The sequence below is a fragment of the Kitasatospora sp. NPDC005748 genome, from assembly GCF_040630735.1.
Taxonomy (GTDB): Bacteria; Actinomycetota; Actinomycetes; order Streptomycetales; family Streptomycetaceae; genus Kitasatospora.
On record NZ_JBEXYD010000072.1, the window covers coordinates 1 to 25595 of the forward strand.

23 protein-coding genes and 2 pseudogenes are annotated in these 25595 nt (G+C 74.4%); 7 read left to right on the forward strand and 18 right to left on the reverse strand.

Annotated elements, in window-relative coordinates; genetic code table 11:
• Positions 1 to 126 precede the first annotated feature (126 nt).
• The 4 genes from ABZ495_RS32210 to ABZ495_RS32225 form a co-directional block, all read right to left on the reverse strand.
• A complete protein-coding gene (locus ABZ495_RS32210) occupies positions 127 to 315 on the reverse strand; it encodes a serine hydrolase (protein WP_359839392.1) in 189 nt (62 codons plus the stop codon).
• 132 nt (positions 316 to 447) lie between these two features.
• A complete protein-coding gene (locus ABZ495_RS32215; RefSeq protein ID WP_359839394.1) occupies positions 448 to 1236 on the reverse strand; it encodes a hypothetical protein in 789 nt (262 codons plus the stop codon).
• Between the two features lie 141 nt (positions 1237 to 1377).
• Positions 1378 to 2730 (reverse strand): carotenoid oxygenase family protein, encoded by a 1353-nt coding sequence (locus ABZ495_RS32220; protein ID WP_359809148.1) that lies wholly within the window; start codon positions 2728 to 2730, stop codon positions 1378 to 1380.
• Between the two features lie 49 nt (positions 2731 to 2779).
• The gene (locus ABZ495_RS32225; RefSeq protein ID WP_359839396.1) at positions 2780 to 4246 is read right to left on the reverse strand and encodes an MFS transporter; all 1467 of its coding nucleotides are present in this window, start codon (positions 4244 to 4246) and stop codon (positions 2780 to 2782) included.
• 494 nt (positions 4247 to 4740) lie between these two features.
• On the opposite strand from ABZ495_RS32225, the gene ABZ495_RS32230 reads away from it, so the two are divergent.
• A complete protein-coding gene (locus ABZ495_RS32230) occupies positions 4741 to 4905 on the forward strand; it encodes a hypothetical protein (protein WP_359809152.1) in 165 nt (54 codons plus the stop codon).
• A 51-nt stretch (positions 4906 to 4956) separates the two neighbouring features.
• Here ABZ495_RS32230 and ABZ495_RS32235 read toward each other — a convergent pair whose 3' ends face one another.
• From ABZ495_RS32235 to ABZ495_RS32245, 3 genes are all read right to left on the reverse strand, one after another.
• A complete protein-coding gene (locus ABZ495_RS32235) occupies positions 4957 to 5871 on the reverse strand; it encodes a ribosome-inactivating family protein (RefSeq protein ID WP_359839397.1) in 915 nt (304 codons plus the stop codon).
• Between the two features lie 204 nt (positions 5872 to 6075).
• Entirely contained in the window at positions 6076 to 7581 is a 1506-nt protein-coding gene (locus tag ABZ495_RS32240; RefSeq protein ID WP_359809156.1) for an MFS transporter, read from the reverse strand.
• A 149-nt stretch (positions 7582 to 7730) separates the two neighbouring features.
• Positions 7731 to 8564, reverse strand: coding sequence for an EamA family transporter (locus ABZ495_RS32245; RefSeq protein WP_359809158.1), 834 nt, complete (start codon positions 8562 to 8564; stop codon positions 7731 to 7733).
• A gap of 128 nt (positions 8565 to 8692) precedes the next feature.
• Between ABZ495_RS32245 and ABZ495_RS32250 the strand changes: the two genes are divergently transcribed.
• Positions 8693 to 9289, forward strand: a complete 597-nt coding sequence (locus ABZ495_RS32250; protein ID WP_359809160.1) for an XRE family transcriptional regulator — start codon at positions 8693 to 8695, stop codon at positions 9287 to 9289.
• Positions 9290 to 9347: 58 nt separating this feature from the next.
• Here the strand turns inward: ABZ495_RS32250 and ABZ495_RS32255 are convergent, their stop codons facing one another.
• A complete protein-coding gene (locus tag ABZ495_RS32255; protein WP_359839399.1) occupies positions 9348 to 9848 on the reverse strand; it encodes a hypothetical protein in 501 nt (166 codons plus the stop codon).
• Positions 9849 to 10231: 383 nt separating this feature from the next.
• Complete coding sequence (locus ABZ495_RS32260) at positions 10232 to 10450, reverse strand: hypothetical protein (protein WP_359809163.1); 219 nt, start codon at positions 10448 to 10450, stop codon at positions 10232 to 10234.
• Between the two features lie 557 nt (positions 10451 to 11007).
• Here ABZ495_RS32260 and ABZ495_RS32265 point away from each other — a divergent pair.
• Both ABZ495_RS32265 and ABZ495_RS32270 read left to right on the forward strand, forming a co-directional pair.
• Positions 11008 to 11667 carry a class I SAM-dependent methyltransferase gene (locus tag ABZ495_RS32265; protein ID WP_359839401.1) on the forward strand — a complete coding sequence of 220 codons (660 nt, stop codon included), beginning with the start codon at positions 11008 to 11010 and terminating at the stop codon, positions 11665 to 11667.
• Between the two features lie 289 nt (positions 11668 to 11956).
• Positions 11957 to 12949 (forward strand): aldo/keto reductase, encoded by a 993-nt coding sequence (locus ABZ495_RS32270; protein ID WP_359809166.1) that lies wholly within the window; start codon positions 11957 to 11959, stop codon positions 12947 to 12949.
• On the opposite strand, the gene ABZ495_RS32275 is transcribed toward ABZ495_RS32270, so the two are convergent.
• The 5 genes and pseudogenes from ABZ495_RS32275 to ABZ495_RS32295 form a co-directional block, all read right to left on the reverse strand.
• Positions 12939 to 13913: a DUF916 domain-containing protein gene (locus tag ABZ495_RS32275; RefSeq protein WP_359839403.1), complete on the reverse strand. Its 975-nt coding sequence runs from the start codon at positions 13911 to 13913 to the stop codon at positions 12939 to 12941. The two genes, ABZ495_RS32270 and ABZ495_RS32275, sit on opposite strands and share 11 nt — an antisense overlap.
• 62 nt (positions 13914 to 13975) lie before the next feature.
• A pseudogene (locus ABZ495_RS32280) lies at positions 13976 to 14488 on the reverse strand (WxL domain-containing protein); the annotation flags it as partial.
• A 27-nt stretch (positions 14489 to 14515) separates the two neighbouring features.
• Positions 14516 to 15961 (reverse strand): annotated as a pseudogene (locus ABZ495_RS32285) (RICIN domain-containing protein); the annotation flags it as partial.
• A 208-nt stretch (positions 15962 to 16169) separates the two neighbouring features.
• A complete protein-coding gene (locus ABZ495_RS32290; RefSeq protein WP_359839420.1) occupies positions 16170 to 16382 on the reverse strand; it encodes a helix-turn-helix transcriptional regulator in 213 nt (70 codons plus the stop codon).
• A gap of 312 nt (positions 16383 to 16694) precedes the next feature.
• Positions 16695 to 17075 carry a hypothetical protein gene (locus tag ABZ495_RS32295; RefSeq protein WP_359839405.1) on the reverse strand — a complete coding sequence of 127 codons (381 nt, stop codon included), beginning with the start codon at positions 17073 to 17075 and terminating at the stop codon, positions 16695 to 16697.
• Between the two features lie 363 nt (positions 17076 to 17438).
• Between ABZ495_RS32295 and ABZ495_RS32300 the strand changes: the two genes are divergently transcribed.
• Positions 17439 to 19013 carry a peptidoglycan-binding protein gene (locus ABZ495_RS32300; RefSeq protein WP_359839407.1) on the forward strand — a complete coding sequence of 525 codons (1575 nt, stop codon included), beginning with the start codon at positions 17439 to 17441 and terminating at the stop codon, positions 19011 to 19013.
• A 31-nt stretch (positions 19014 to 19044) separates the two neighbouring features.
• Here the strand turns inward: ABZ495_RS32300 and ABZ495_RS32305 are convergent, their stop codons facing one another.
• The 3 genes from ABZ495_RS32305 to ABZ495_RS32315 form a co-directional block, all read right to left on the reverse strand.
• Entirely contained in the window at positions 19045 to 20175 is a 1131-nt protein-coding gene (locus ABZ495_RS32305; protein WP_359839409.1) for a heparin lyase I family protein, read from the reverse strand.
• A 177-nt stretch (positions 20176 to 20352) separates the two neighbouring features.
• Positions 20353 to 21702 (reverse strand): LPXTG cell wall anchor domain-containing protein, encoded by a 1350-nt coding sequence (locus tag ABZ495_RS32310; protein WP_359839411.1) that lies wholly within the window; start codon positions 21700 to 21702, stop codon positions 20353 to 20355.
• A 140-nt stretch (positions 21703 to 21842) separates the two neighbouring features.
• Positions 21843 to 22154 carry a helix-turn-helix domain-containing protein gene (locus ABZ495_RS32315; RefSeq protein ID WP_359809188.1) on the reverse strand — a complete coding sequence of 104 codons (312 nt, stop codon included), beginning with the start codon at positions 22152 to 22154 and terminating at the stop codon, positions 21843 to 21845.
• Between the two features lie 212 nt (positions 22155 to 22366).
• Between ABZ495_RS32315 and ABZ495_RS32320 the strand changes: the two genes are divergently transcribed.
• On the forward strand, positions 22367 to 23335 hold the full coding sequence (locus ABZ495_RS32320) for an NADP-dependent oxidoreductase (RefSeq protein WP_359809176.1): 969 nt from the start codon (positions 22367 to 22369) through the stop codon (positions 23333 to 23335).
• 53 nt (positions 23336 to 23388) lie between these two features.
• Complete coding sequence (locus tag ABZ495_RS32325; protein ID WP_359809178.1) at positions 23389 to 23709, forward strand: NIPSNAP family protein; 321 nt, start codon at positions 23389 to 23391, stop codon at positions 23707 to 23709.
• 42 nt (positions 23710 to 23751) lie between these two features.
• Here the strand turns inward: ABZ495_RS32325 and ABZ495_RS32330 are convergent, their stop codons facing one another.
• On the reverse strand, positions 23752 to 25503 hold the full coding sequence (locus ABZ495_RS32330; RefSeq protein ID WP_359839413.1) for a sigma-70 family RNA polymerase sigma factor: 1752 nt from the start codon (positions 25501 to 25503) through the stop codon (positions 23752 to 23754).
• Positions 25504 to 25595 lie beyond the last annotated feature (92 nt).

Consider the following 25595-nt stretch of genomic DNA (forward strand, 5'->3'; position numbering starts at 1 on the left):
GTGGCCGCCGTGGACGGGGGGGCGGGATCGTAGGGCCACGCAGCCCTACCCACAAAGCACCGCGGGCCTCACCCGCCGATCGGCGGGTACGGCCCGGGTCCCGGACTGCACGTCTGCGGGGAGGTGCTACGCGTCCCGCCCCGACTGGGCGGTGGCGCGGACGCCGAAGAGCGGGGCGCGGAGCAGCTCCCTGAGCGCCTCGTCCCACGTTCCGCCGGTGACCACCTCGACGATCCGGCCGAAGACGTTCCAGGCGGTGGTGGAGTAGGACCTGGTGACGCCGGGCGGGTTGGTCAGGCCGGTCGTCCGGGTCACGTCGCGGTCGGTCGCTTCGAAATCCTGGCCACCTGGTGGTCGACGAGCTTCGACACGTCCCGGCGCAGGTCTTCCGACTCGCTCTCTCGCTCGTGGTCACGGTGGCCCGGCGCGCGGGGCGGTGTCGGCGCGCTAACCCGCCTTCCCGGCCCGGCGGCCGACGAGGCCGGTCAGCGCGCCGACGGTGCTGCGCGGCGCCTGCCGCAGGTCGCGGTCCGGGTGGAGCACCGTGCGGAACGCGGCCCAGGCGAGCGCCCCCAGGACGAAGCCGTAAGCGGAGACCAGCCCGTGGCCGTTCTCCTGGGCGAACCACATCGCCAGCCCCAGCGCGGGCACACCGAAGGCGAGCAGCCGGTCGACGCGGACGGCCTTGGCGGCCGCGGCCCGGTCGCCCTCACCACCGGCCCGGCCGAGGCGCTGGTCGGCCCCGCCGTGCAGCAGCAGGGCCGCGGCCAGCGTCGCGCCGAGGAAGTAGGTGGCGCCCGAGCTGCCGGCGAAGTTGCGCGGGTCGGTGCTGTGCGAGGTCTGGCCCCACAGCTTGTCGATCTGCTCGGGCAGCAGGATGCCCGCGGCGAACAGGCCGAGCGTCAGCGGCGCGCCCCAGAACCAGTCGGCGAAGGCCGCGACGACGGCGAGGGTCGCGATGTTCCAGGCCGCGCCGCCGATGCCGCCGTTCTGCATGAAGACCGAGGTGACCACGCGCCACCAGCCGGACTTCGCCGGGTCGGCGTCGAACGCTCCCATCGCCCCCGACCAGCAGAGCTGGAGGGCGACGCCACCGAGCGCGATCGCGGTCAGCGCGACCGCCGCCCAGGGGATCCGCCGCGCGGTCAGCGTGTTCTGGCCGACCAGGGCGAGACCGCCCTTGAACATCAGCACCATCAGTGCCGCCGTGGTCACGTTGAACAGAACGATGTCCATCGTCACCACCCCCCTCCGAGCCGTGTGCGATTTAATGATCATGACAATAGCGCGACCCAGGCCGGTTTCAAACACTGTTTGAAACCGGCGGCCCGGGCCACGGATGGACCGTTGCCCGGGCCGCCGCGCTCGCCGCCGAGGTCACCCCTCGATCGCGTCCGGGATCCACGAGCCGTGCAGCCCGGCGCTCACCCGGTGCGGCAGGTGGACGGTGGCGATCCGGTCCAGGCCGGAGGCGTCCAGGACCAGCAGCTGGGACGCGTCCTGCTTGAGGTCGGACACGACCGTCAGCAGGTAGCCGTCGTCCTCGCGGGTGGCACCGACGGCGGGCACGAAGACCGCCTCGCTCGGCAGCCGGGCGTCGCCGACCTGGTGGATCCGCCGGGCACCGGTGGTGCGGTCGTACTTGACGACGCCGTAGCCGCCGAAGCCCTGCTCGTCGGGGAAGGAGATGGCGTACTGGTAGCGGTTCTCGGCGCCGAGGTACCGCTCGTTGAGGGTCGGGAACTCCACCGCGAGGTCGTCGATGATCTGCTCGTCGACCGTACCGGCGGCCAGGTCGACCACCCAGCGGCGGGTGAGCGAGCGGGCGACCGGCTCGGTGCCGCGCCCGGGCGCGCCCACCCACCAGTTCCAGGAGAGCCGGAAGCCCTCGCGGTCCACCGTGGGACCCTCCAGGACGACGCGGCCCCGGCCGTCCTCGTAGGCGTTGCCGACGTGCAGCATGTTGCCCGGCTCGATGGAGAACCAGCGGACGTGGCGGGCCCCGTCGGCGCCGCGCGGCATGATGCCGATGCGGGAGAGCTGGGTGTCGCTCCAGCTGTAGGGGATGCCGGAGTGCTCGGCGGGGTCGAAGGTGACGTTGCCCTCGACGAAGACCACATGGCCGCTGGTGAGCGCGAAGTCGTGCTTGAGGGCGGCACTCGCGCCCGGGACCTCGGCGGTGTGGACGATCTCGCCCTTGGCGTCGGCGACGTGGTACGTCAGGAACGGCGGGAACGGCGAGGAGCCGAAGAAGTGCAGTTCCCCGGTGACCGGGTCCTCCTTGGGGTGCGCGGTCATCGCGGACGTCAGCTTGCCGCCGAAGTCGTAGGCGCCCACGGTGTCGAGCTCCGGGGTGAGTTCGAAGGGCAGGTTGGCCTCGCAGAGCGCGAGGAGGCGCCCGGCGTGCTCGATGATGTGGGTGCCGGCGGCGCTGGCGGTCAGGTCCGGGCCGTGCTCCGTCAGGTAGGGGGCACCCTCCAGGGCGGGGGTCCGCACCCAGCGGTTGCGGTACCACTCGGCGCGGCCGTCCCGCAGCCGGATGCCGTGCACCATGCCGCTGCCCTTGAACCAGTGGGTGGGGGTGACGCCGGGCTTGGGGTTGTGGCCGTTGCGGAGCAGCCGGCCGGTCAGCTCGGGCGGCAGGTGGCCCTCCACGGTCAGGCCGGTGGCGGTGACCTCGTCGACGACGGGGGTGAAGTGACCGGTCAGGTAGGGCTTCTCGGTGCTCATGGCGGGGTTCCTTCTCGGTGGTGGCGGGTGGTCGGGGGCTGTGCGGTGGTCAGCGACCGGTCAGCGGGAACGGGACGGCCGTGGCCGCCGGGGCGCGGACCGGGCGGCGGGCCAGGTACCCGGCGAGCGCCGCGCTGACGGCGAGGACGAGGGCGGAGACGAGGAAGGCGGCCCGGTACCCGCTGGTGAGGGCTGCCGCGTGCGACGCGTGGCCGGCGGCGCCGGCGGTGACCGAACCGGCCAGGGTGGCCAGGGCGGCGAGGCCGATCGCGCCGCCGACCTGTCGGGTGGTGTTGACCAGGCCGCCGGCCAGGCCCGCGTCCTGCGGCGGGACGCCGTCCACGGCGAGCGCGGTGAGCTGGACGAAGGCGACGCTCAGACCGAGGCCGACCAGGACGCTCGGGCCGAGGATGTCGGCGAGGTAGCTTCCGTCCGCATTGATCCGTGACAGCCACAGCAGGCCGGCAGCCTCGGTGAGCAGCGCCGCGGTGACGGTCGCGGTGGCGCCGAGCCGCCGGGCGATCGGGGGCGCCAGCGACGCACCGATCATATTGGCTGCCGCGAGCGGGAGTTGGCCCGCGCCGGTGACCAGCGGCCCGGATCCGAGCACCTGTTGCTGGTAGAGCGGCAGGAAGAAGAACAGCGCGATCCACACCGATCCCAGCAGCGCCATCAGCAGGTTGCCCGCGGCGACCCGGCCGGTGGTGAGCAGTCGGCGCGGCACCAGCGCGTCGGGGCGGCCGCGTTCGACCACGACGAAGGCCGCGAACAGCGCCGCGGCCGCGCCGAGCGCGCCCAGCACCCGGGTGTCCGTCCAGCCGGCGCCGCGTGCGGTGGTCAGGCCCCAGACGAGGCAGGTCAGCGAGAGGGTGACGGTGGCGGTGCCCAGCAGGTCGAACCGCCCGGTCCGCGCGCCGGCCTCCGACGGCACGAGCACGGCGACGGCGGCCAGGACCAGCGCCGTGCCGAGCGCGACCGAGTGGAAGATCCAGGGCCAGCCCCAGGCCTGGGTGAGGACACCGCCCAGCAGGACGCCGCCCGCTCCCCCCGCGCCGGAGACCGCGCCCCACACGCCCAGCGCCCGGCCGCGCCCGGGTCCGGAGGGGAACTGGCCCATCGCCAGGGCGAGCGCGGCCGGCGCGATCGCGGCGGCGGCGAGGCCCTGCGCCGCGCGGGCGGCGATCAGTACGCCCGGGGTGGTGGCCAGGCCGGCCGCCAGCGAGGCCGCCACGAACAGCCCGAGGCCGGACATCAGCACCCGGCGGCGGCCGAGGAGGTCGCCCGCCCGGCCGCCGGCCAGGAGCAGCGCCCCGAAGGCCAGGCCGTAGGCGTTGACCACCCAGGTGGTCCCGCCGTCCGACAGGCCGACGCCGGTGCGGATCTGCGGGAGGGCCACGTTCACGATCGAGGTGGCGAGCATGACGGTGAACTGGGCCGCCGCGAGCGCCGCGAGGGCGGCCCCCGGCCGGGTGGCCCGGGGTCCGGCCCGGTCGGTGTGCGTGTGTGCATCGGTCATGGGCACAGACTCGTGCGGAGCGTTGTCCACTCTCCAGGGCCGGCGGGGGCGGGGACTGTTCACTCCTGTCCACCGCTGTCCACCCGGGCCGAGCCGCGGCCGGGCCCGGACCGGCGCCTGGGCAGGGGCGCTCCCGTCCGAGGTCACGCGGTCGCGTCCCCGCGGGCGGGGGCGCGGGAACGCGCGGGCACGGGAACGCGCGGGCGCGGGGATGACGTCGGACACCGCGATGGTCGGCGGGTATCCGCCAAGCTGTTCAGCCCCGGCGACCGCCGACCGCACCGGGATGGCGCGGCTAGGCCGCCTCCCCGGGGTGGCCGAGGTCATCCGGGCGAGCACCGCGCTGGCCCTGTACGGCGCCCTCGACGGACGCCCCGGCGGGCCCGGCGCCTCGGGTGGCCGCCCCGTGACGGCCGCCCTGCCGGGCCTCCCCCTCCCCCGCACAGTCCACGACGCCGACGTCCTGGTGATCGCCGCCGTCCATGGTGGGCGGGGTGGCGGCCGGACCGGCGCTGGGCAGGACCATCGAGCTCTTCGAGGTCCGGATGGTGCCGGTCGTCCTGTTCGTCCTGGCCGCGATCTGCCTGGCCGCCACCTGGTGGCTGACCGGGGCGACCGGGAAGGCCTCCGGCCGGAGCGCTACCGGATCGTCGTCCTGACGGCGGGTGACAGGACCCGGCGGGGCCCTGTCACCCTCGCTCGCGGCGGCCCTACAGCAGTGCCTCCGAGCCGTGCAGCTCCACGAAGCCGACGACCTGCCGGAGCCGGTCGAAGCTGGTGACGTTGTTCCCGATCAGCCGCACCGAGGCCGGCTGGCCCTGGCGCCAACTGTGCGCGGCCCGGGACAGCGCGCCCCACTGGTTCTCCATGTCGGCGTAGTCCCGGCTCAGCTGGTAGTTGGTGAACCCGTTGATGTTCCCGTAGACCCGGTTGAAGATCGGCCCGAAGCGAGCGGCTTCCGAGAGGATGGTGATGGCCATCAGCATGCCCCGGTCGACGCGCGTCTCGTCCCACTGCGAGACGGCGTGCAGGTCCCGCATCGCGTTGAAGATGTTGGTGGACCCGAGGTACAGGTTCTCCCGGGTGGACCCGCCGCCGATGGCGAGGTAGCTGCCGTTGCGCGGCATGAAGCGCACCTGCACGCCCAGGTCCTGCTGGAACTGCTGCTGGCGGCCGTCCTGGAAGGCCCAGTGCTGGTTGGCGCCGGGCGAGTAGAAGCCCGCGACGTAGAGGTTGTCGGCCCAGAGGTAGAGGGAGACGAGGTCGCTGCCCTCGTTCCGCACCCGCACCTGGATCAGCCGGTTGGTGTTGCGGGTGGTCTGCTGGACGAGACCGCTGTCGGCGTCGGTCGAGTCGCCGTAGCTGTTCCGGTGGATCGCGTCGATCAGGTTCCAGTAGCGATTGGCGTGTTCGCCCCGGCCGGAGGTGATGTCGGTGATGTCCCAGTCGATGATCGGCCAGTTCTGCAGCGCCGCCGCGCTGTTCCCGGCGGCGAGCCGAACCGGGCTCACCGCCGTCGCGGGTGCGTCGGTGACGGTCCCCGCGGCGGCCGTGCCGGCCAGGGGTGCCAGAATCGCGGTGGCGGCTGCGAGCGACAGCAGCCCCAGGTGGGTCCTCTTGAACACGGGTTCCTCATCGAGGGAGCGGGGCCGGCCGGTTGGGGCCGGCCCCGAGGCGGAAGGGTGGACGACGACGCCCGACCGGTGCCGCGGTCCTGGCGTCCCGATCAGCATGCGGGTCACTCCCACGACCCGTTTGCCGTCCCGTGCATGCCGGTCGACCTGTCCGCGCACGGCGGCCCGGCCACGTCCGCGCCCTCGGAGCAGCCGCTACCCGGCCGTCGCTTCGGCGGCGGACGTGCCCGTGCCCCGGTCCGCGACCCGGGCCCGGCGGATCCCCCAGCCCACGAGCAGCGCGGCCACGGCGGTCAGCGCGAGACCGGCGCAGCCGACCGCGTCCAGGAACCCCGCGGTCCGGTGGGCGTCCCGGTCCGGGGCGGCGAGGTCACCGGTGACGAGCGCCGCGAGAACGGTGCCGCCGACCGCGACGCCGACCGCGGCGGCGACCTCACCGGCGCTGTCCACCAGCGCCGCACCGACGGTCGTCCGGTTCCGGGGGAGGCCGCGCATCACGTTGGTGCCGGCGACGACACCGACCACGCGCATGCCGGCCGCGGCGAGGGCGAGCGCGACGGCGACCCACGGGTACCCGAAGCGGCCCAGCAGCCCGTAGACGGCCAGTCCGCACACCACCGCTCCGGCGCTCAGCCAGGCGGCCCGGTCGAGACCGACGCGCTTGATCAGCGGGCCGACGAGGGCACCGCCGGCGATGAGGACGACGACCTGCGGCAGCATCCCGAGCGCCGCCTGCGCCGGCGTCCAGCCCAGGTCGAGCTGCAGGTGCAGCGTCACCAGGTAGCCGAGCCCGGCGGTCGCGAGTCCGGCCGCGCCCTTGAAGGCCAGGCCGCTCGACACCAGCGGGCGGGCGACCAGTTCGAGGTCGAGGAGCGGGTGGCGGGCCGACCGCTCGCGGACCACGAAGAGGACCGCCGCCGCGGCCGCCACCGCCGAGGTCAGCCACGGGAGGGGCGAGCGGGCACCCAGCTCGACGAAGAGCGTCGGTGCGACCAGCGCCAGCACGACCGTCGCCGTGCCGAGCAGCGCGCCGGCGGCGTCGACCGGGTCGCGGTGCAGGTCGTCAGCCCGGTCCGCCGGGATGCCGCGCCGGATGCCGAGGTAGGCGAGCGCGGCGATCGGCACGTTGACCAGCAGCAGGGTCTGCCACGGGGCGACGGCGAGGACGAGACCGCCCGCCGTGGGTCCGATCGCGAGTCCGACCAGCCCCACCGTCGAGATGAGTGTCGTCGCACGGACGCGCAGGCCGTCCTCGTCGAACAGACGGAACGCCAGGGCGAGCGAGCCCGGCGTCGTCATCGCGGCCGCGATCCCCATCGCCGAGCGGACGGCGATCAGCTGCTCCACCGTGGTGACGAACGCGGTGGCCAGGCTCGCCGCACCGAGCAGCACCAGCCCGACCAGCATGACCCTGCGCCGGCCGACCCGGTCGGCCAGCGCCCCGAGGGCGAGCATGAGCCCGCCGAACACCACGGCGTACGCACTGGTGACCCACTGCAGGGCCGTCGCCGAGGCGGACAGCTCGCGCCCGATGGTGGGCAGGGCGACGTTGAGGACCGAGTTGTCGAGCATCTCGAAGAGGAACACGGCGGAGAGCCCGGCGAGGGCGGTCCAGGCCTCGCGGAGGGAGCGCGGCGAGCGGGGACGTTCGGCGGGGGCAGCGAGGCTCTCGGCGGCTTCACGGGGACGGCGGGTGGGCACGGCGCACTCCTTCGAGGTGAAGAAGTGGCGGCTCGTCGGAGACCGCGTATGTGCGCGAGTGGCTCGCGTTTTTACTCCCGGTGCCGCCACCGTAGCACGCGGCCCGGCGCCCCCGGCACGCTCGTCCGGCACCCCCGGGAGGCGGTCGGTCAGGTCAGCGCGAGCAGGCTGACGGCGACGGCCGCGGCTGCCAGCCCGACGAGTTGCAGGCGGTGGATCCGTTCGGCGAGCACGGCCCGGGCGAGCAGGACGGTGCCGGCCGGGTAGAGGGCGGTGATGACGGCGACGACGGCGAGGTCGCCGCTGCGGGCGGCGAGCAGGAACAGCAGGTTCGCCAGGGAGTCCAGCACCCCCGCGGCCGCCGACATCCCGTACGCGGGCCGTTCGCTGCCCAGCCGCCGGTACAGCAGGCCGGCCGCCGTAAGGGTGGCGGCCGAGGAGACGGCCCGGCCGGTGAGCAGCGGTGCCAGCCCGCTGTCGGAGGGCGCCTGGTGCAGACAGATCAGCTGCAGGGCGATGGCCGCGCCCGCGCCGAACGCGAGCAGCAGGGCGCCGCGCGAGGGCCGGACCGGGCCCTCGCTCCCGGCGCTCACCAGAACGACCGCGACCAGCGCGAGCGGCAGGCCGACCAGCCCGGCCGCGGAGAGCCGCTCCCCCTGCACCAGGCCGACCCCGACCGGCAGCACGGCGGACACCAGCGCGGTCACCGGCGACAACACGCTCATCGGGCCGATCGCCAGGGTCCGGTAGAGCAGCACGAACGCGGCGGCCGAGGCGATGCCGGAGGCGGCGCCCCAGCCGACGGCGGCGGCGCTGAACGAGGCGCCGAGGAAGGGCCACAGCAGGAGTTCGACCGCCAGGCTGGCGGGGGCCGCGATCATCACGGTGCGCAGGACGTGGGCCTTGCGGGCGCCCATACCGCCCAGGAAGTCGGCGCAGCCGTAGGCGAGGGAACTGCACAGGGCCAGCAGCAGAGCGGTCACAGCACGTCCTTCGGTGCACTTCGTTAATCAGTGGAACGACTTCACGGTACAACAGAATGACCCGGGTGGGTTACCGGAACGACCGCGGGGTACATTTGAGTGGACCGAGGGACGAGGAGTGGTAACCGGTGGTCGAGACAGCGGCGGCTCTGCGAACGGTGGCGCGCAACGTGAGGGCGGCCCGGCAGCGGGCCGGCCTCTCCCTGGAGGAACTCGGCCGCCGCGCCCAGGTCAGCAAGGGCGCCCTGGTAGGCCTGGAACGAGCACAGGGCAACCCCAATCTCGCCACCCTGGTGCGGCTGGCCGACACCCTCGGGATCTCGGTGTCCGCCCTCATGCAGGGCCCGTCCGAGGGGCGGGTCCGCGTCGTGGCGGCCGACGCGGTCGCCCCGCTGTGGACCGGCGAGCACGGCGGCTCCGCCCGGCTCATGCTGACCACCTCGGGCCCGGCCCCCGTCGAGGTCTGGCGCTGGCACCTCGAACCCGGCGAGGACTACCCCAGCCACCCGCACCAGGCCGGCGTCGTGGAGACCGTCAGCGTCACCGCGGGCCGGATGACCCTGGTCGTCGACGGCACCGAGCACACCGTCGAGGCCGGCCAGACCGCCACCTTCGACGGCGACGCCCCCCACACCTACCGCGCCTCGGACACCGGCCCCTGCGACCTGATCATGACCGTCCACCTCCCACCGGGCCCCACCCCGCCCGCCGGCGTGACCGCGTGAACCGGGGCACTCACCGGGATGCGGTACGGCGGTTCGCTCTGGCCGGGGCGCCCGCCTGTCACGTGGCGGTCGGCTGCGGGCTCATCGCACGCTCGTACAGCGCCTCCCGCGCCCGCTTGAGCAGTTCGGCGGCCTTCTTCCGCGACGCCTCCTCCGCCTTGTCGAGCGCGCTCGGGTAGTCCGCGGACATCTCCGAGCCCGCGCCGTAGTCGACGGTGACCGTCAACCGTAGATTTCCGTCGCAGAAGGCCGACCTGAAGCTCAGTTGGTCGACCGGCCCCGGGATGGTGTCGGTGAGCGGGTGCCGGACCGACGACTGGTAGCCCTCCTGGCCGAGCCCCCCGCCGCCGGTCGTCTCGAACTTCCGGGTCTCGGTCGGCTTTGGTCCGCCGAGCGGGGACTTCGCGATGTCCGCCTCGACCTCCAGCCAGTGGCAGCCGCGGGCCGCCTCGAAGACCGTCGCGTCGACGCTCACCCGCCAGTCCTCGGTCGCCGGACCGCCGTCGTAGCCGCAGCTGAGCGACGTGGACGGGTCGCTCGCGATCCCGTCGCTCGTCACCGGTATGGAGCTCCTCAGCTGCCCCGGCAGGCCGGGATCGCCCACTACGGCGCAGAGGTCGCCGACCGTGCGGTACCAACCGACTTGCTTCGCCTTGCTTTCACCACTGCCGCCCCCGCCGCCACACGCGCTGAGGAGAACGAGGCCGGCGGCCACCAGGGCGGCCGCGCCGGTAGGGGAGATTCGGTTTCGACTCGTCACCGCGCCAGGTTAGAGCCCCCGTCGAAGTCGCGGGCCGGAAAGCGTCAGCAGCACCCGTACCGGCTCCCATCGACTCTCCGGCACCTGCGCCCCGGTTCCGATCCTGGCCGGTGGCCGCCGGCGATCAGCTCCGGCACAACGGCCTGAAGCGGCGATGGGCCCGAGATCACGCGAGAGCACGCTCAGCGGGCCACCGTGGAGGGGGTGAAGTTCGGCTGCGGGGGGATGGTCATCGGGGGGAGGGTGATCACCGGGCCGATCGGGTGGCAGCCGTCCCAGCTGGGGAGTTGGAGGGGCGGGCAACTGGTCGGGGGCTTCGGGAGGGTCGGGGTGGGTCGCGGGCCGGGGCTCCACGCGGCGGGCGGGTTCTCCTGGTCCAGGGTCGGCGACGGGGCGGGCACGCGGGTCGGCGCCGGCTTCGGGGCGGCCGCGGTCTTCGAGGGGCGCGGCGGTGCGGCGACCGTGGACCGGGCCGGCGCCGGGGCTGCCGGGGGCTCGGTGGGCGCGGGGGTCCCGACCGGCGGCGGCGTGCTCGTGGCGGCGAGGACGACCTCCGTCGGCGGGGCGGGCTCCGAGGGCGTGGGGCTCGCCGAAGCGGTCGGGCTCGGCGAGGTGTCCGAGGCGCCGGAACCCACCGGGGACCCGGCCGGGACCGGATCGTGCGACCCGCGCAACGCCAGGCCCCCGGCACCGGCCAGGCCCAGGAGACACACCCCGGCGGCTATTACGCCGACGAGCCTCCGCCGGTTCACCGGCTTCGCGTCCTGCTCGTCCCTCTCGCCCTGCATTTCCGGCCCCACCTCTGTCTGATACAGCGTCTGAACTGCGCGGATCGTAGCAGCGGGCCCCGCAGCCGGAGAGGACCGGGACGGCGCCCCCACGCGAGGGCCTCCCGCGCGGTTTGCCGGATCGGCAACAGAACTGGCCCACCCGGTGGGCGGCGGGCGAGCGTGGGGGCATGACCGACGACATCGCAGCAACCTCGCCCGCGGGCGAGTACCTCGGGGACCCCGCCGTGCGGGCCGAGTGGGACGGCCGGTACGCCGACCGGCAGCAACTGTGGAGCGGCCGCCCCAACGGCGCGCTCGTGGCCGAGGTCGAAGGGCTCGCCCCCGGGCGGGTGCTGGACGTCGGCTGCGGCGAGGGCGCGGACGCCGTCTGGCTGGCGCGCGGAGGGTGGGACGTGACCGCGCTGGAGGTCTCCGGCGTGGCGCTGGAGCGGGCGGCCGGGCACGCCCGGGACGCCGGCGTCACCGTTCGCTGGGTGCACGCGGAACTGGTCGGGGCGGCGCTCCCGCCGGCCTCCTTCGACCTGGTCTCCGCGCAGTACCCGGCCCTGCTGCGCACCCCCGGCGCCGCGGCCGAGCGGGCGCTGCTCGCGGCCGTCGCACCCGGCGGCGTGCTCCTGCTCGTGCACCACGCGGGCATGGACACCCAGGAGGCGCACGGGGGCGAGTTCGACCCCGCCGACTACGTCTGGCCCGCGATGGTCACCGCGCTCCTCGACGAGGACTGGCGGGTCGAGGTGGACGAGCAGCGGCCGCGCGTGGCGCCGGAGGGCGGCGCCGGCGCCCACCACACCGACGACCTGGTGCTCCGCGCCCGCCGGCTGCGCTGAACCCTCCCGACGCGACCGCTCCCGGCCGTGGCACGACCGGCGAGAGGGGGACGCCCGCGTCGCGGCGTCTGTGCCGGGGGCGACCACCCGGTCACCCGGTGCCGCGAGTCCTTCGTGCGCGATATTTCGTGGTGGCGAGATTCGTCCGGCGAGGAGGCGGGAGACCATGGTGAGCTGCTGCTCCGCCACGATCTCGCCGGGAGGCCCTGCCTCCATCCCTTTCGACAACGTCCTTTTCAGGCAGGGGTGTTGGTTTCCTCCACCAGCATCCGCCTGAAAGGATGCCGATATGACCCATCACCCCGCGGAGCACCGCTACACGTCCATGTCCTACCGGCGGGCCGGCCGCAGCGGTGTGCTGCTCCCCGCCGTCTCGCTCGGCCTGTGGCACAACTTCGGTGACACCCAGCCGCTGGAGGTGCAGCGCGCGGTGCTGCGCCGGGCCTTCGACCGCGGTGTCACGCACTTCGACCTGGCGAACAACTACGGCCCGCCGTACGGCAGCGCGGAACGCAACTTCGGCCTTCTCTTCGCCCAGGACTTCAAGCCGTACCGGGACGAGCTGTTCATCGCGTCGAAGGCGGGCTACGACATGTGGCCGGGCCCGTACGGCGTCGGCGGGTCGCGCAAGTACCTGCTGGCGAGCCTGGACCAGTCGCTGGAGCGGATGGGTCTGGACTACGTCGACGTCTTCTACTCGCACCGCTACGACCCCGCGACGCCGCTGGAGGAGACGATGGGGGCGCTCGACCGGGCGGTGCGCTCCGGCCGGGCCCTGTACGCGGCGGTCTCCAACTACCCGGCCGCGCAGCACCGTGAGGCCGTGGAGATCCTGCGCGACCTGGGCACTCCGATGCTGATGAACCAGGTCAGGTACTCGATCCTGGACCGCGCCGCCGCCGAGGACGGCCTGCTGGACGCGGTCGGCGAGACGCGGACCAGTCTGATCGCGTTCTCCCCGCTGGCGCAGGGCCTGCTGACGGACCGCTACCTGTCCGGCGAGGTGCCGGCCGGCTCGCGGATGTCGGTCGGCCGCTTCCTCCGCGCGGAGGCGCTGACCGGGGAGAAGCTGGAGCAGCTGCGCTCACTGAACAAGATCGCCGAGCGGCGCGGCCAGACCCTGGCCCAGCTGGCGCTGTCCTGGGTGCTGCGGGACGAGCGGGTGGTCTCGGTGATCATCGGCGCGTCCAGCACCGCCCAGCTCGACCAGAACCTCGACGCGCTCGACGGCGGTCCGTTGACCGCCGAGGAGCTCGCCGAGATCGACCGGCTCAGTCGCTGACGCCCGCCTCCGGCCGCCCGCGGTGCCGGGCGGCCGGCCGCCGGCGGCGGCGCCGGGTGACCGCCACGGCGGTGCCGGCGGCGGCGAGGAGGAACAGGGCGCCGGCGAGCAGCCACGGCACCTGGGTGAAGTCGTCGGAGCCGGTGGCGGTGACGCCGTTCGCGGTGGCGGTGACGGTGACGTCGCCCCAGCCGGTGGGGGCGCCGGACCAGGCCTCGGTGACCTCGACCTGCTGCCCCGGAAGCAACTCGGCCGGCACGTTGGCCAGTTGCCGGCTGGCGGGACCGCCCGCGAACACCCCGCCGACGTGCAGTTCGGCGCGGGGGTCGAGCTTCACGTTCCCGGTGTTGTGCAGGGTGTAGGAGACGGTCGAGTCGGTGCGGCCGGTCCAGGGCACCTGCGGGTTGTGCGCGGCGAACCGGACGTTCTCGACGGCGAGCGCCGGCCGCTCCGCGCCGTCGACGCGCAGGTAGATCCGGGCGCCGACGCCGCGCTGGATGCCGATGAAGGAGCCGGCCGCGGTCGGCACGCGATCGTCGACGGCGACCAGGGCGCCCACGTGGTCCCCGGGCGAGGCGTCGGCGGGCACGGTCAGGGTGAGGCCGACCGGCAGGGCGGAGCGGGCCGGGACGGTGACGACGTCCCGCTCCGGCTTCCCCCAGGCCCCGACGTCGTGCTGGGCCTCCTCGCGGCCGCGCACCGCCAGACCGCCGTCGCGCTCGGTGTTGTAGGCGTCGGCGACGTAGAGGTGCAGGGTCAGCGGTCCGTCGGTGGTGTTGGTGACGACGGCGCGGTCGGTGAAGGTCGCGCCGGGCTGCGCCGAGAGCTGGAACGCCGCGCGCGGTGTGATCACCGAGTCCGCCGGCTTGACCGACCATTCGCCGTTGTCGGCGGCGTGGGCCTGGGTGGGGAGGAGGGCCAGCAGGCCGAGGAGGAGAACGGTGACGACGGGTGCTCTGCGCATGGCGGACCAGCTTTCGGGGTGCCGCGGGCCGGACGCCTCAGGCGCCCGGCCCGCGAGCACGGTCACAGGAGGGTGAGGGTGAGCGTTCCGGAGTAGTTGCCGACGGGGGTGAACTTCGCGATGTCCAGGGACACGGCGGCCCCTGCGGTGAACTCGCCACCGGTCAGCGCGGCGTCGGTGACGGACGCCAGGGTGGCGCCGGCCTTGCCGATGGTCCCGGGGCTGCCCGCCTGGCAGGAGCTCGGGCTGTCGGCCTTGGTGGCGCAGCTGGGGGTCCAGCTCAGCCGTTCGGCGTCGATCCTGCCGCGCGGCCCGGTGAAGTCGGTGACCTTGCCGGTGAGCGACCAGCCGGCGGTGCCGCCGCGGAAGTCCTTCACGGTCACGGTGTTCAGGGAGCCGGTCGAGGGCGCGCCCGAGCCGAAGGCCACCGCCGGGAGGCGGACGGCGTCGGTCGCGGCGGCCATCGAGAGCACGCCGGCGTCGACCGAGGTGCTGATCTGCTGGTCCACCGTGCCGGGGGTGCCGGTCCCGGGGTCGGTCGGGTGGGTCGGGTCCGTCGGGTCGGTGGGGCCGGTCGGGTCGGTCGGAGCGCCGGCGACGGCGACCTTCCAGTCCTGGCCGGGGCTGCCGTCGCAGTCCGACTGGACCAGCTTGGCACCCGCCGCCAGGGATCCGCCCTGGAGGTCCAGGCACTTGTTGCTGTGCTTCACGATGATGCGGACCGGACCCTCGGCCGGGCCCTCGAAGCGCCAGCGCTGGTTGTTGCCCGAGCCGCAGTCGTACTGCTTGACCTCGGCGCCGTCGGCGGTCGAGTTGTCCGCCACGTCGAGGCACTTGCCGCTGTGCTGGGCGAGCACCCGGACGTAGCCGTTGTCGTTGTTGGTGAACCGCCACTCGCTGTTCAGTCCGCCGTCACAGGCGCCCTGGACCACCGGCACGTTGTTGTCGGAGAGGCTGTCGGTCACGCTCGCGCAGAGACCGCCGGCCTTGTTGGTGAGCGTGTTGAGGGGGTCGCCGCCGGAGCCGGCCACCCGGCCGGTCGCCGTGTCGATCGAGACCTCGGGGTACCACGGGAGGTCCATCGTGGTGGCGGTCGGGAACTGCAGCGGCAGCCAGACGTAGGTGGAGTCGTTGACCCGGTTCGGGTTGGCCCCCTTGCCCGCCCACCGGTCGCCCAGGTAGAGGAAGGAGGTGGTCTCACTGCCCTCGACCGGCAGCACGAACGCCGTCTGCGAGCCGTGGCCGTAGTTGTCGCCGACGTCCTTCATCTCCGTCCACGGCCCGGTCGGGCTCGGGGCGGTGGCGTACTTCTGCTGGTTCGGGTCCCAGTAGCTGGTACCGGAGGTCAGCATGAAGTACACGTCCCCGCGCTTGAACATCGCCGGAGACTCGCGGTGCTGGCCCGGCCAGGGGTTCGCCGGGACGCCCGTCACCTGGGTGTAGTCGTCATTCAGCTGATAGATCATCAGGTCGGCGTTGTTGTTCGCCGAGGAGATCATGTACGCCTTGCCCGTGCCCGGGTCCTCGAAGGCGGTGATGTCCCGCGACATGTACTCGTTGCCCTCGGCGTCCTTCGGGCGGAACGAGCCCTTCCACTGGTACTGGCCGTCCACCGTCGAGGAGACCGCCACGGCTGCCCGGGCCTCGCCGTAGGAGTCGTCGGCCTCCTTGTGCATCCACATGACGAACTGCTTCGTCTTGGCGTTGTACAGGACCTTCGGACGCTCGATCAGCGCGTCCTTCAGCTCCGGGTCGGTCTCCTGGGTGAGCACGTGGCCCCGGGGCTCCCAGGTCTTCAGGTCCGTGGAGCGGTACGCCGACACGTAGCGGAACTTGTTGTCCTCGCCGCGGTCCTCACCGAACCAGTAGTAGTAGGCGTCGACCTTGATCACGCCGCCACCGTGTGCCTGCACCCCCGCTCCGGTGGTGTCCGGGAACTGGGTGCCTGCGGTGGCGGTGACCGGCGCGGCCTGGGCCGGTGACGGCCCCGCGATCACAGCCAGGAGCAGGCCGAGAAAGCCTGCGAGAACAGATCCCACTCTTTTCATACGGGTTCCTCGACGTCGTCCGCGCTCGTCCTGACCTCCGGGTCCAGCCACCGGAGCTCCGTTTACTACCGAACAGAAACAAACGTGATTACGCGGAATTCAACAGATGGGGGACCCTCAGGCTTGCCGAGCGCGCCCAACAAGTCAACACGTCGAAACATTACTGATACCTGGTGGCCATACTTCGGTGACTCCGGCGCGGCGGCGATCACCAGCTCTCGCCGGCCGTGTCCGCCCGTGGCATCGCGGCAGCTCGGTCGCGCGGAACGGACCCGTCCACCGGCACGGCGTCGGCACCGGTGAGTGCGGCACGGGTGGTGCCGAGCTTCTTCAGGACGCTGGCGACGTGGTGTTCGACCGTGCGCGGTGAGAGGAACAGCGCGGCGGCGATGTCGTTGTTGCCGGCCCCTTCGGCGAGCAGCCCGGCGACCTGCCGCTCACGCGGCGAGAGCGCGCCGCCGTAGCCGGCCCGGCCGCGGGGATTGCTGCGGCCCCCACCGGCCGGCCGGCCCCTGGCCCCCGCCGTGTTCCGTCTCCGCCATGCCGTACTCCCGGCGCCGCTGACCGCCCCACCGGGTCGGTGACGACGGTCGGGCCGCTGAACACCTCCAAAGTACGGCCGCCGCCGGACGCGGTCGCTCCTACTCCGTCAGGGGACGGCGACCAGCTCGGGGGCCTCGTTCCTACTCCGTCAGGGGACGGCGACCAGCTCGGGGGCCTCGTTCCTACTCCGTCAGGGGACGGCGACCAGCTCGGGGGCCTCGTTCCAGAACGAGGGGCGCGGCATCTCGACGACCCGGCACCCGGCCTCCTCCAGCCTGCGGAGGGCCGCGCCGGCCTCCGCGTCGTCCAGGGAGAACACGAAGGGGCCGGGGATCAGCACGGTGGCGCACAGACCCTCCTCGACGGCGCGGGTCAGATCGGCCAGCGCCGTCAGGTCGTCGGTCGAGCGCCGGCCGTTGTCCATGAAGACGGTCGCGTCGCCCAGCCCGGATTCGGCGGAGTAGCGGGCGAGGATCCGCCAGTAGTCCAGCAGGTACACCGTGTCGTACGGGTAGCAGCGCAGGTAGCTGGCCGTGGAGCGGCTCGCGACCGGCCGGATGCGGTGGGTCATGGTGTTCTTCCCTCTCGGACGTCGCCCGCTCACTGCGCGGGCGGTACTCCTGGATCCAGCAAAGGTCGGAGGCGGGGGCGGGGTCCAGCGCCGAGGCCACCCAACTTCCCCCGAGTGCGCCGAACCGTAGGTACCCGCCCCCGGAGTCATGGGTAGTCGGGGGCGTCCCGGGCCCGCGGGTCCGTACGTCCGTGACCGGGTGCGCGGGGGCGGCGGAGCCGCCTCCTCCCGCGTCGGATCACGATCGGGTAACAGGGCGGGACGGCGGCGCCGATCCCGACTCCAAGGTTCACAACGCCTCCGGGAGCGGCGGGCTCGCGGGCCGTCCGCGACCGCCGCCGGTCGACCTCACCGAGGACCCTCATGTCACCTTCCCTCGCCTCACTCACCGACGCGGAGCTCGGCGAGCTCCTGCTCTCCGGCTCCGCCCGGCGGACCGCCACCCGGGAGCTGACCCGCCGCTACGGCGACCTGGTGCTCGCCTACGCGGGCACGCTGTGCGCGACCCCCCGGGAGGCGCACGGCCTCGCGGAGGAGGTCCTCGACCGGGCGCTCGACGCCCCGCACCGGGACCGGCTCCCCGGTGGCTCCTGGAGCTGCCTGCTGCTCGGCGAGGCGCGCCTGGTCGCCGCCGGGTGGGCCGCCGCGGGGCGGGGTGACGACCTGTCACCGGGCTTCCGCGCCTGGCTGTCCGTGCGCCGGGCACCGCAGCAGGACCCCCGTGACGTCGTCGCCACCGTCGAGGGGAGCAGTCCGCTGCTGGCTGCGCTGGGGCAGCTCCCGGACCTCCCCGCCATGGAACTGTGGCGCGCCCTCGCGGCGGACCCGGCCACGGTCCCGGCTCCCGCACCGGCGGCCCGCCGAAGGCTCGCCGACGCGTACATCCGGGCGCACGCCCTCGGGGCGCCCGAGCGGCAGTGCCGGCACCTCGCGGCCCTGCTGGGAGAGACGGCCGCGACCGACGCGCCGACTCCCGTCGAACTCGCCGCCCATCTGCCGCTCTGCGACCGCTGTCACCGGGCGATGACCGACCTGCGGGCCGTCCGCCGCTGGGAGGCCGGTCACCTGAGCGAGGGCCTGCTGGCCCGGTTCCGCCCGGTGTCCGCCGATCACCGGGCGGCCACCGCCCCGGTGGGCCCCGGGCCGGACCACGTGCGGGTGGCGCCCCGGGAGGAGCCGTCGGTGGAGATCGTCATCGGCCCCGCCCACCGCCGGACCGGACCGAACCGCCACCTCGCCCGCCGGCGCCTCGCGATCGGCGCCGCGGGCATCGGCACGGTCGCGCTGGCCCTCGGGCTGGCGATGGCCGAACCGCCGTCGAGCCGGGTCACCGGGTCGCCGACGCCCGACGGGACCTCGGCCACCGTCCTGGACACGATCGCGCCGGACCCGACGGGTCCGAGTGCCGCACCGGTGCCCCCGGCCCGCGAGTCGCCGTCGGCCCGGCCCACCGCGACACCGACCCCGAGCAGGTCCAGGACCGTACCGGCGACGCCCTCGACCGCCCCCGCGCTCGCTCCCCCGGCGACCGTCCCCGGGCCGACGGCGGGCCGGCCGACGACCGCCGGCGCACCGGCCCCGGTGAGCACGCCCAGCACACCGGCCGCGGCACCGACGCCACCGGTCGCCCCGGCCCCGACCGCCTCGCCGTCCGCCCCGACGCCACCGCCCGCCCGGCCGCTCCGACGGGGCGACAGCGGGCCGGAGGTGACGGCACTGCAGCGACTGCTGATCAGGGCCGGGTGCACGCCGGAGCCGGGATTCGTGCAGGGGCGCTTCGACGCCGTCACCGAGCGCATGCTGACCGGATTCCAGCAGGCCGCCGGCATCCGCGGCGACGAGCGCAGCTTCTCCGTCTTCGGCGACCGGACCAGGGCCGCCCTCGAACAGCCGGCCGCCGGGCCCCGGTGCCGGCCCGGGCCGGCGGCCCAGGGCTGACGGCCGGTGGCCCGGGGCCCGGCGGCGCCGCTCACCGCCGCCTGCGCCGGCCGGTCCCCCGGTGACGGCGGCGGACCACCCCGCCGACGCACGCGAGGGCGGTGAACGCGGTCGCGCCGCCGATCCACGCGGCGGTGGGCGACGGCTCCTCGGCCGGGGCGGCCGTCGTCCCGACGGAGACCGGCAGCGCGGCCTCGGCCTCGGCGCGGGTCATCGCGTCGTCCGGCTCCGGCGACGACTGCGAGGCGGGGGCCGCCGTTTCGCCGGAGGGCGTCGGGCTCGGGGTCGCCCTCGGAGCGGCGGTGGGCGAGGGCGAGGGCTTCGGCGAGGCCGTCGGAGCGGGTGCGGACGGCGCAGCGGTGACGGATTCCGGCGGTGGCGTGGTCCTCGCCACCGGGGAGGGCGGCGCGGCGGCGCCCGCGGTCACGTCCGTGATCGAGACGTCGTCGACGTACAGGACGGCGTCGGGGCCGCCGACGGAGTGCGTCACCTTCTTCTCCGGCCGCCAGGTCGGGCGGTAGATCCCGATCCGGAAGTGCGGTGCCTCCCCTCGGTGGTAGTTGTTCTCCCCGGTGTGCGATCCGACCTTCACGCCGTCCCGGACCACCACGACGGAGCCGGGCGACGACGGGGTCGACCAGGTGATGTCGACGACCCACCGGTTCCAGTGGCCGAACTGCACCGTCCCGAGCGGGACGACCGTCTCCCGGACCTCCACCCCCTCCAGCCAGTGCACCTTCAGCAGCCAGGCCTGGCCGTTCAGCGAGAGGGCGACGACGGGCTTCACCCCGTCGTTGTCGTCCCCCTGCGTGCTGAACCACTGGGCGACGATGGTGCCGAAGTCCTCACGGGGCCAGTCGTTCGGCAGGTAGTCGCCGAAGGAGAAGCGATGACTTCCCGCACCGAGGTTCTTCATCACCAGCTCGGTCTTGAACGAGCGCCCGTCGTTGGGCACGTTGAACCGCGCGGCCCGTCCCGAGCCGCCGGCCGGCGCGGGGACGGCGGAGACCCGGCCGAAGCCGTTGAGCGCCATGTACGGCCAGCCGTCGGAGGATTCGAAATCGTAGGCCATCGACGCGGCGGCGGCCTCCGGCGCACCGACGAGGCCGACGGCCACCAGGGCCGCGAGCACGGCACCGGCCAGATTCGGACGAGATAGCACGATGATTCCTGTCCTGTCAGGGCGTTCGACGTTGTCCGTCCCGGGGACGGCTCGGGGCCGTCCCCGGGCCGGCCTCCCCGTGGGCGGGTACGGCACGGCCGGGCCGGCGGCGCGCGCGGGAGGGCGCCACCGGCCCGGGTTCCACGGCGTCACACCGTGGGTGCCGCGACCGCGCCGCTAGCCGTGCCGGGCCGCCCGGCGGCGGCGCAGGAGCACCAGGACACCGGTGCCCGCGGCGAGGGTGGCGACACCGGCTCCGGTGATCAGCACCTGGTGGTCACCGCCGCCCGTCTGGGCCAGGCTCCGCTCCACGGCGTCCGCCGTGGTCTTCGCCTGGACGACCGCCGCCGGCTGGATCCTCAGCGGCGCGATGGTCGGGTTGTCGATGGGCACCGGCAGCGGCAGCGGGCCGTCGCCCACCGGATCGGCGGACGCGGACGGCGCTGACACGGACGGCGCGGGCGCCGGGGCGGAGGACGAGGTGGACGGCGTCGTGGGACGGGCCGTCACCGCAGGAGTGGTGGCCGGGGCGGTGACGGTCGGGACGGCGACGGTCGGCGTGAGCGAGGGCGCGTGGGTCGGCGAGCCGGTCGGGCGGCTGGGGGCGGCCGTGGGCGTCGCGGAAACGGTCGGAGTCACCACGGGGCTCGGGGCGGGAGCCGGGGCGGTGGGCGCCGCACTGCTGGGCGCCGGGGTGGCCGTCCGCGACGGCGTGACCGCGGGAGCCGTGGGCGGCGCGGTGACGGTGGGCGGCGCGGTGACGGTGGGCGGCGCGGTGGCGGGGCGCGACGCCGTCGCGGAGGGCGACGGCACCCGGGTGGGGGACGCCGTGGCGACCGGTGCCGGCGCCTTGATCCGGAATCCCGCGCACCCCACCCCGCAGGCACAGCCGTAACTGCCCTTGTCCACCGGCTGCCCGGTCGCGTCGTCGAGCTGCGCGGCGAAGAGCACCGGAGCCACGCCGGCCCTGCCGACCGGCGCCTGGGCGGAGAAGGATACCCGGACCTTGAGGGCGAGGGACTTGCCCTTCCGGACCGCCACGAGCGCGTCGTCCGCGACGTTGTCGCCGTCCCTGCCGCCGAGCACCACCAACACGCCGTCGTCCACGCCCTCGCTGCCCGGGGCCTGTGAGCCCCTGAGCCAGTCGGTGCGCCCCGGCAGCTGGTACTCGACCCTGAGGTCGGCCGTGCGGAGGTCACCGGTCACGTTCTTGAACTTCAGCAGCGGGAAGGCCACGAAGTCGTGCGCCGACGGATTCGCGATCGTGTAGCCGAACTCCTCTGCCGCACCACCGACTTCGAAGTCCTTCGGGACACCGGACACCGACGGCTCCAGTCCTCGTTGCAGCGAGCCGTCGAGGCGCGGGGCGGAGGCCGACGGACCTGCCGGGGAGGCGCTCGCCGAGGCCGCTCCGGGCGACGGCGTGCCGGGCGCTGCCGTACCGGCGGCGCCCGCTGTCGCGAGCGGGAGCGTGGAGAGGACGAGTGTGGTGGTACCGGCGAGGATCAGACTGCGGCGGGTGGACAAGTGATCACCTTCTGGCGAGCGCGGAGGAACCTGACACCGTGTCGATGTCTGCCGGTATGGAGACGGGGGCCGCGAACCCGTCCCGCGGGTATGCCGATCCGTTACCTCGCACCCGGCCCGGTGCCTGCGCCCGCCGGTGATCAGGCCTCGGACAGCCGGCCCGGGCGGGTCCGCGGCTGCGCGGTGTTCTCCTCGACCCAGGCGCGCAGCATGCTCAGCGGGACGGCGGCGCTGCGGCCCAGCTCGGTGAGCGCGTACTCCACGTGCAGCGGTACCGCCGGGTAGACGGTCCGGGTCAGCAGTGCGGCGTCCTCCAGCCGGCGCAGGGTCTGGGTGAGCACCTTGGGGCTGACCCCCTGGAGGCGCCGCTGCAGCTCGCCGAAGCGCTGCGGCCCCTGGCCGAGGGCCCCGATCGCCAGCGCCGACCACTTGTTCGCCAGCAGGTCGAGCATGGCCCGGCAGGGGCACTGCGCCGCGTAGACGTCATGCCGGTCGTGCTGTCCGGTCACGCATTCCGACACCTTGAACCACTCCTCACCAGGACACTTCCCATCAGGAAGCAGTAGACCTTGCGGGTAACTATATGCCGCTGGATAGCGTCGAGGGCATCAGCAGGGCGGGCCCACCGAGGGCCTCCCGCCGTTCTCTTCCTACGGAGTCGATCATGTCCGTGAACTCGATGCGCGCGGTGACGCAGGACCGCTTCGGCGGCCCGGAGGTACTGAAGGTCGAGCGGGTGCCGCGCCCCGAACCGCTGCCGACGGAGGTACTGGTCCGGGTCCGGGCCGCCGGCGTCAACCCGGTGGACTGGAAGACCCGGGCCGGCGGCGGGATGGCCGGGGTGCTGGGTGAGCCCCCCTTCGTCCTCGGCTGGGACGTGTCCGGTGTGGTGGAGGAGGTCGGCTTCGGGGTGAGCACGCTGCGGCCCGGCGACGAGGTCTACGGGATGCCGTGGTTCCCCCGGGCCGCCGGCGGCTACGCGGAGTTCGTCACCGCGCCGGCCCGCCAGTTCGCCCGCAAGCCCGCGACGCTGAGCCACGTCCAGGCCGCGGCCGTCCCCCTGGCGGCCCTCACCGCCTGGCAGGCCCTGGTGGACACCGCCGGGATCCGGCCCGGTCAGCGGGTCCTGGTCCACGCCGCCGCCGGCGGCGTCGGGCACTTCGCGGTGCAGATCGCCAAGCACCTGGGCGCCGAGGTGATCGGCACCGCCCGCGGCGGACGGCACGAGTGGCTGACCGGGCTGGGAGCGGACCGGCTCGTCGACTACACCACCACCCGGTTCGAGGACGTCGTGACCGACGTCGACGTGGTCCTCGACCTGGTCGGTGACGAGCACGAGGGCACCAGCACGCGCTCGCTGCGGACGCTGCGCCCCGGTGGCCTGCTGGTCGCCGTCCCCTCCGGGGTCTCCGCCGAGCTGCACGCCGCCGCGGCGGAGCTCGGGGTCCGCAGCAGCGCCTTCCTGGTCGAGCCCGACGGCACGGGCCTGACCCAGCTCGCCGAACTCATCGACGGCGGTGCGCTGGCCGTCGAGGTCGAGCAGGTCTTCGGCCTGGCGGAGGCCGCGCCGGCCCACGCCCAGGGCGAGACCGGCCGCACCCGCGGCAAGCTCGTCCTGGACCTCAGCTCCTGAGCCGTCGCCGGACCCGCCGCCCACCGACCCCCCTTTTCCGAGGAGCACCCGCGATGTTCTACGAGATCCGCCACTACCTCACCAAGCCCGGTCGGCGGGAGGAATGGCTGCGCTTCATGGAGCGGACCGTCATCCCCTTCCAGAGCTCGAAGGGGATGGTGATCACCGCGTCCTTCGTCGACGAGGAGCACCCCGACGGCTACGTCTGGATCCGCCGCTTCGAGGACGAGGCGCACCGCGTCGAGGCGTACGCGGCCGTCTACGAGAGCGACCGCTGGGTCGCCGAACTCGGCCCGGCCGTGGCCGACCTGCTGTTCCTCGACAAGTCCGTGGTCACCCGGGTCGTGCCGACGCCCCGGTCCCTGCTGCGCTGACGGATGTCCCCCGGGCGTGCTGCCCGAACGCCCGGGGAACGGTTACAGCTGGAACGCCACCTTGCCGTTGCACGCGGCGTCCGCGCCGCACGACTGGGGGTAGAGGCGGAACAGGTCCTCGGCGGCCCCCGTGCCCGCGGCGCCGACGAGCTGACCGGACTGGCGCTGCTGGAGGCCCGTCCCGCCGCCGGGCAGGCTCACCGTCTGCCAGACCTGGCCGGGGCCGCTGCCGCACGGGTGCTGCACGACCTGCGCGGCGGCGCCACCGGTCGAGTCGAGGCAGCCGCCGTTCCCGGCGCTGATCACGGAGTACCCGGTGCCCGACGGCTGGGGCCGCAGGTACCAGCTCTGGGTGTTCCCGGCGGCGCAGGCGTCGCGGTACGGCAGTTCTTCGTCGACCGTGTCGACGTCCTCGGCGTCCACGCAGCTGTTCAGCGCCGGCAGCCGCAGCCGCACCACCCGGTCCCCCGGCGCGGGGGTCGGATCGTCGGCGTCGGTGTACACCCCGGCCGACAGGCCGCCGCCCGTTCCCTTCGGCGCCTTCGACGCCGTGGACTTCGCGGCCGGCGCGGAGGCCCGGGCGGTGGCGCTCGCCCGTCCCGCCGCCGACGGGGTACCGGGGGACGCGGGACCGGACTGGGGGGAGGCGGGGGTCGAGGCCGCGACGGCCGGCGTCTGAGTCGGGGCGGAGTCGGCGGTCGGCGGTGCCTCGGCGGCAACGGTGCCGAGCGGGGCGGCCGCCCCGATCCGCGCCTGCGGCGGTGAGGACGCGCCCGGCCGGGAGCCGACCGGGCCGGAGCCGGTGGCGATGCTGACCAGCACCGCGGTCGCGGCGACCCCGGCCACCGCCGCACCGATCGCCGCCTTCGCGCCGACCCCGACCCCGACCCCGGTGCCGGCCCCGTGCCCTGCGGCGGCCAGCGCGCCGGCGCCCGAGCCCAGCGGGTGACCGCCGTCCCACAGGACGAAGAAGCCGAGCCCCACCGCCCGCAGGCGCCCGTTGACGTCCCGCATCTCGGCCAGGCACGAGCGGCAGTCGGCACACCCGTCGAGATGGCGGGCCAACCTCTTGGTGGTCCGCTTCGACGGGCGCTGGGCCAGGCCCGCGATCTCCTGGGAGTGCGCCGCGCAGTCGGGGGACGCGGCGCGGCGGACGTGCGCCACCAGGTAGGCCTCCCGCAGCCCCTCACGGGCGCGGAAAGCCAACGAGGAGACGCCACTGGGGGTGAGACCGAGCAGCGGTGCGATCTCCTCCGGCGGCCGCTGTTCGATGACGGTGTGCCAGAGCACCGTGCGCCAGCGCTCCGGCAGCGACCGGTACGCCTCGGCGACCAACTGCCGCTCGGCGGTGGCCGCGAAGAGCTCGTCGGGCGAGAGCACCTGCTCCTGCCGGTCGGCCCAGTCGCCGAAGTCCGAGGTGAGCAGGGTGCGCCGGTCGGCCGTCGACCAGGCCATCGCCGTGTTGCGGACCACGGCCAGCAGGTACGGGCGCCAGTTCTCGTCCGGCCCCGCGCCCGTCCGCACCGCCGCGAGGGTCCGGGCGAAGGCCTCGCTCGCCAGGTCCTCCGCGCTCTCGGCGCGACCGGTGACGATCCGCGCGTAGTGCAGGGCAGCCCGGTGGTGGCGCTCGTAGAGTTCCGCGACCACCTGGTCGTCGCCGCCCCGCAGCCGCGCCGTCAGCCGGGCGTCGCTCTCGGCGGCCGGGTCGTCCGCGCCGGGCTTTCCCGCTGTGCCGGGTTCGGACGTCGGCGGCTGGTCCGCGAGTGCGGCGAGCGGGCGTGAGCGGCGTGGCATGAGGGTCCCTTCGGGGTGAGCACGGCAGTTCCCGGCGCCGGGGAGGGGGCGACCCCCGGGGCCTGTTTCGCTCCGGGGCGCCCGCCGGGGCC

What these genes read in the sequence shown, in the direction of transcription:
- ABZ495_RS32315 (WP_359809188.1), bottom strand. Translation starts at nt 22,154, where the DNA reads ATGCTCGACCTGCTGGCGAACAAGTGGTCGGCGCTGGCGATCGGGGCC.
- ABZ495_RS32300 (WP_359839407.1), top strand. Translation starts at nt 17,439, where the DNA reads ATGTCACCTTCCCTCGCCTCACTCACCGACGCGGAGCTCGGCGAGCTC.
- ABZ495_RS32275 (WP_359839403.1), bottom strand. Translation starts at nt 13,913, where the DNA reads ATGCGCAGAGCACCCGTCGTCACCGTTCTCCTCCTCGGCCTGCTGGCC.
- ABZ495_RS32225 (WP_359839396.1), bottom strand. Translation starts at nt 4,246, where the DNA reads ATGACCGATGCACACACGCACACCGACCGGGCCGGACCCCGGGCCACC.
- ABZ495_RS32270 (WP_359809166.1), top strand. Translation starts at nt 11,957, where the DNA reads ATGACCCATCACCCCGCGGAGCACCGCTACACGTCCATGTCCTACCGG.
- ABZ495_RS32295 (WP_359839405.1), bottom strand. Translation starts at nt 17,075, where the DNA reads ATGACCCACCGCATCCGGCCGGTCGCGAGCCGCTCCACGGCCAGCTAC.
- ABZ495_RS32320 (WP_359809176.1), top strand. Translation starts at nt 22,367, where the DNA reads ATGTCCGTGAACTCGATGCGCGCGGTGACGCAGGACCGCTTCGGCGGC.
- ABZ495_RS32215 (WP_359839394.1), bottom strand. Translation starts at nt 1,236, where the DNA reads ATGGACATCGTTCTGTTCAACGTGACCACGGCGGCACTGATGGTGCTG.
- ABZ495_RS32325 (WP_359809178.1), top strand. Translation starts at nt 23,389, where the DNA reads ATGTTCTACGAGATCCGCCACTACCTCACCAAGCCCGGTCGGCGGGAG.
- ABZ495_RS32265 (WP_359839401.1), top strand. Translation starts at nt 11,008, where the DNA reads ATGACCGACGACATCGCAGCAACCTCGCCCGCGGGCGAGTACCTCGGG.
- ABZ495_RS32330 (WP_359839413.1), bottom strand. Translation starts at nt 25,503, where the DNA reads ATGCCACGCCGCTCACGCCCGCTCGCCGCACTCGCGGACCAGCCGCCG.
- ABZ495_RS32220 (WP_359809148.1), bottom strand. Translation starts at nt 2,730, where the DNA reads ATGAGCACCGAGAAGCCCTACCTGACCGGTCACTTCACCCCCGTCGTC.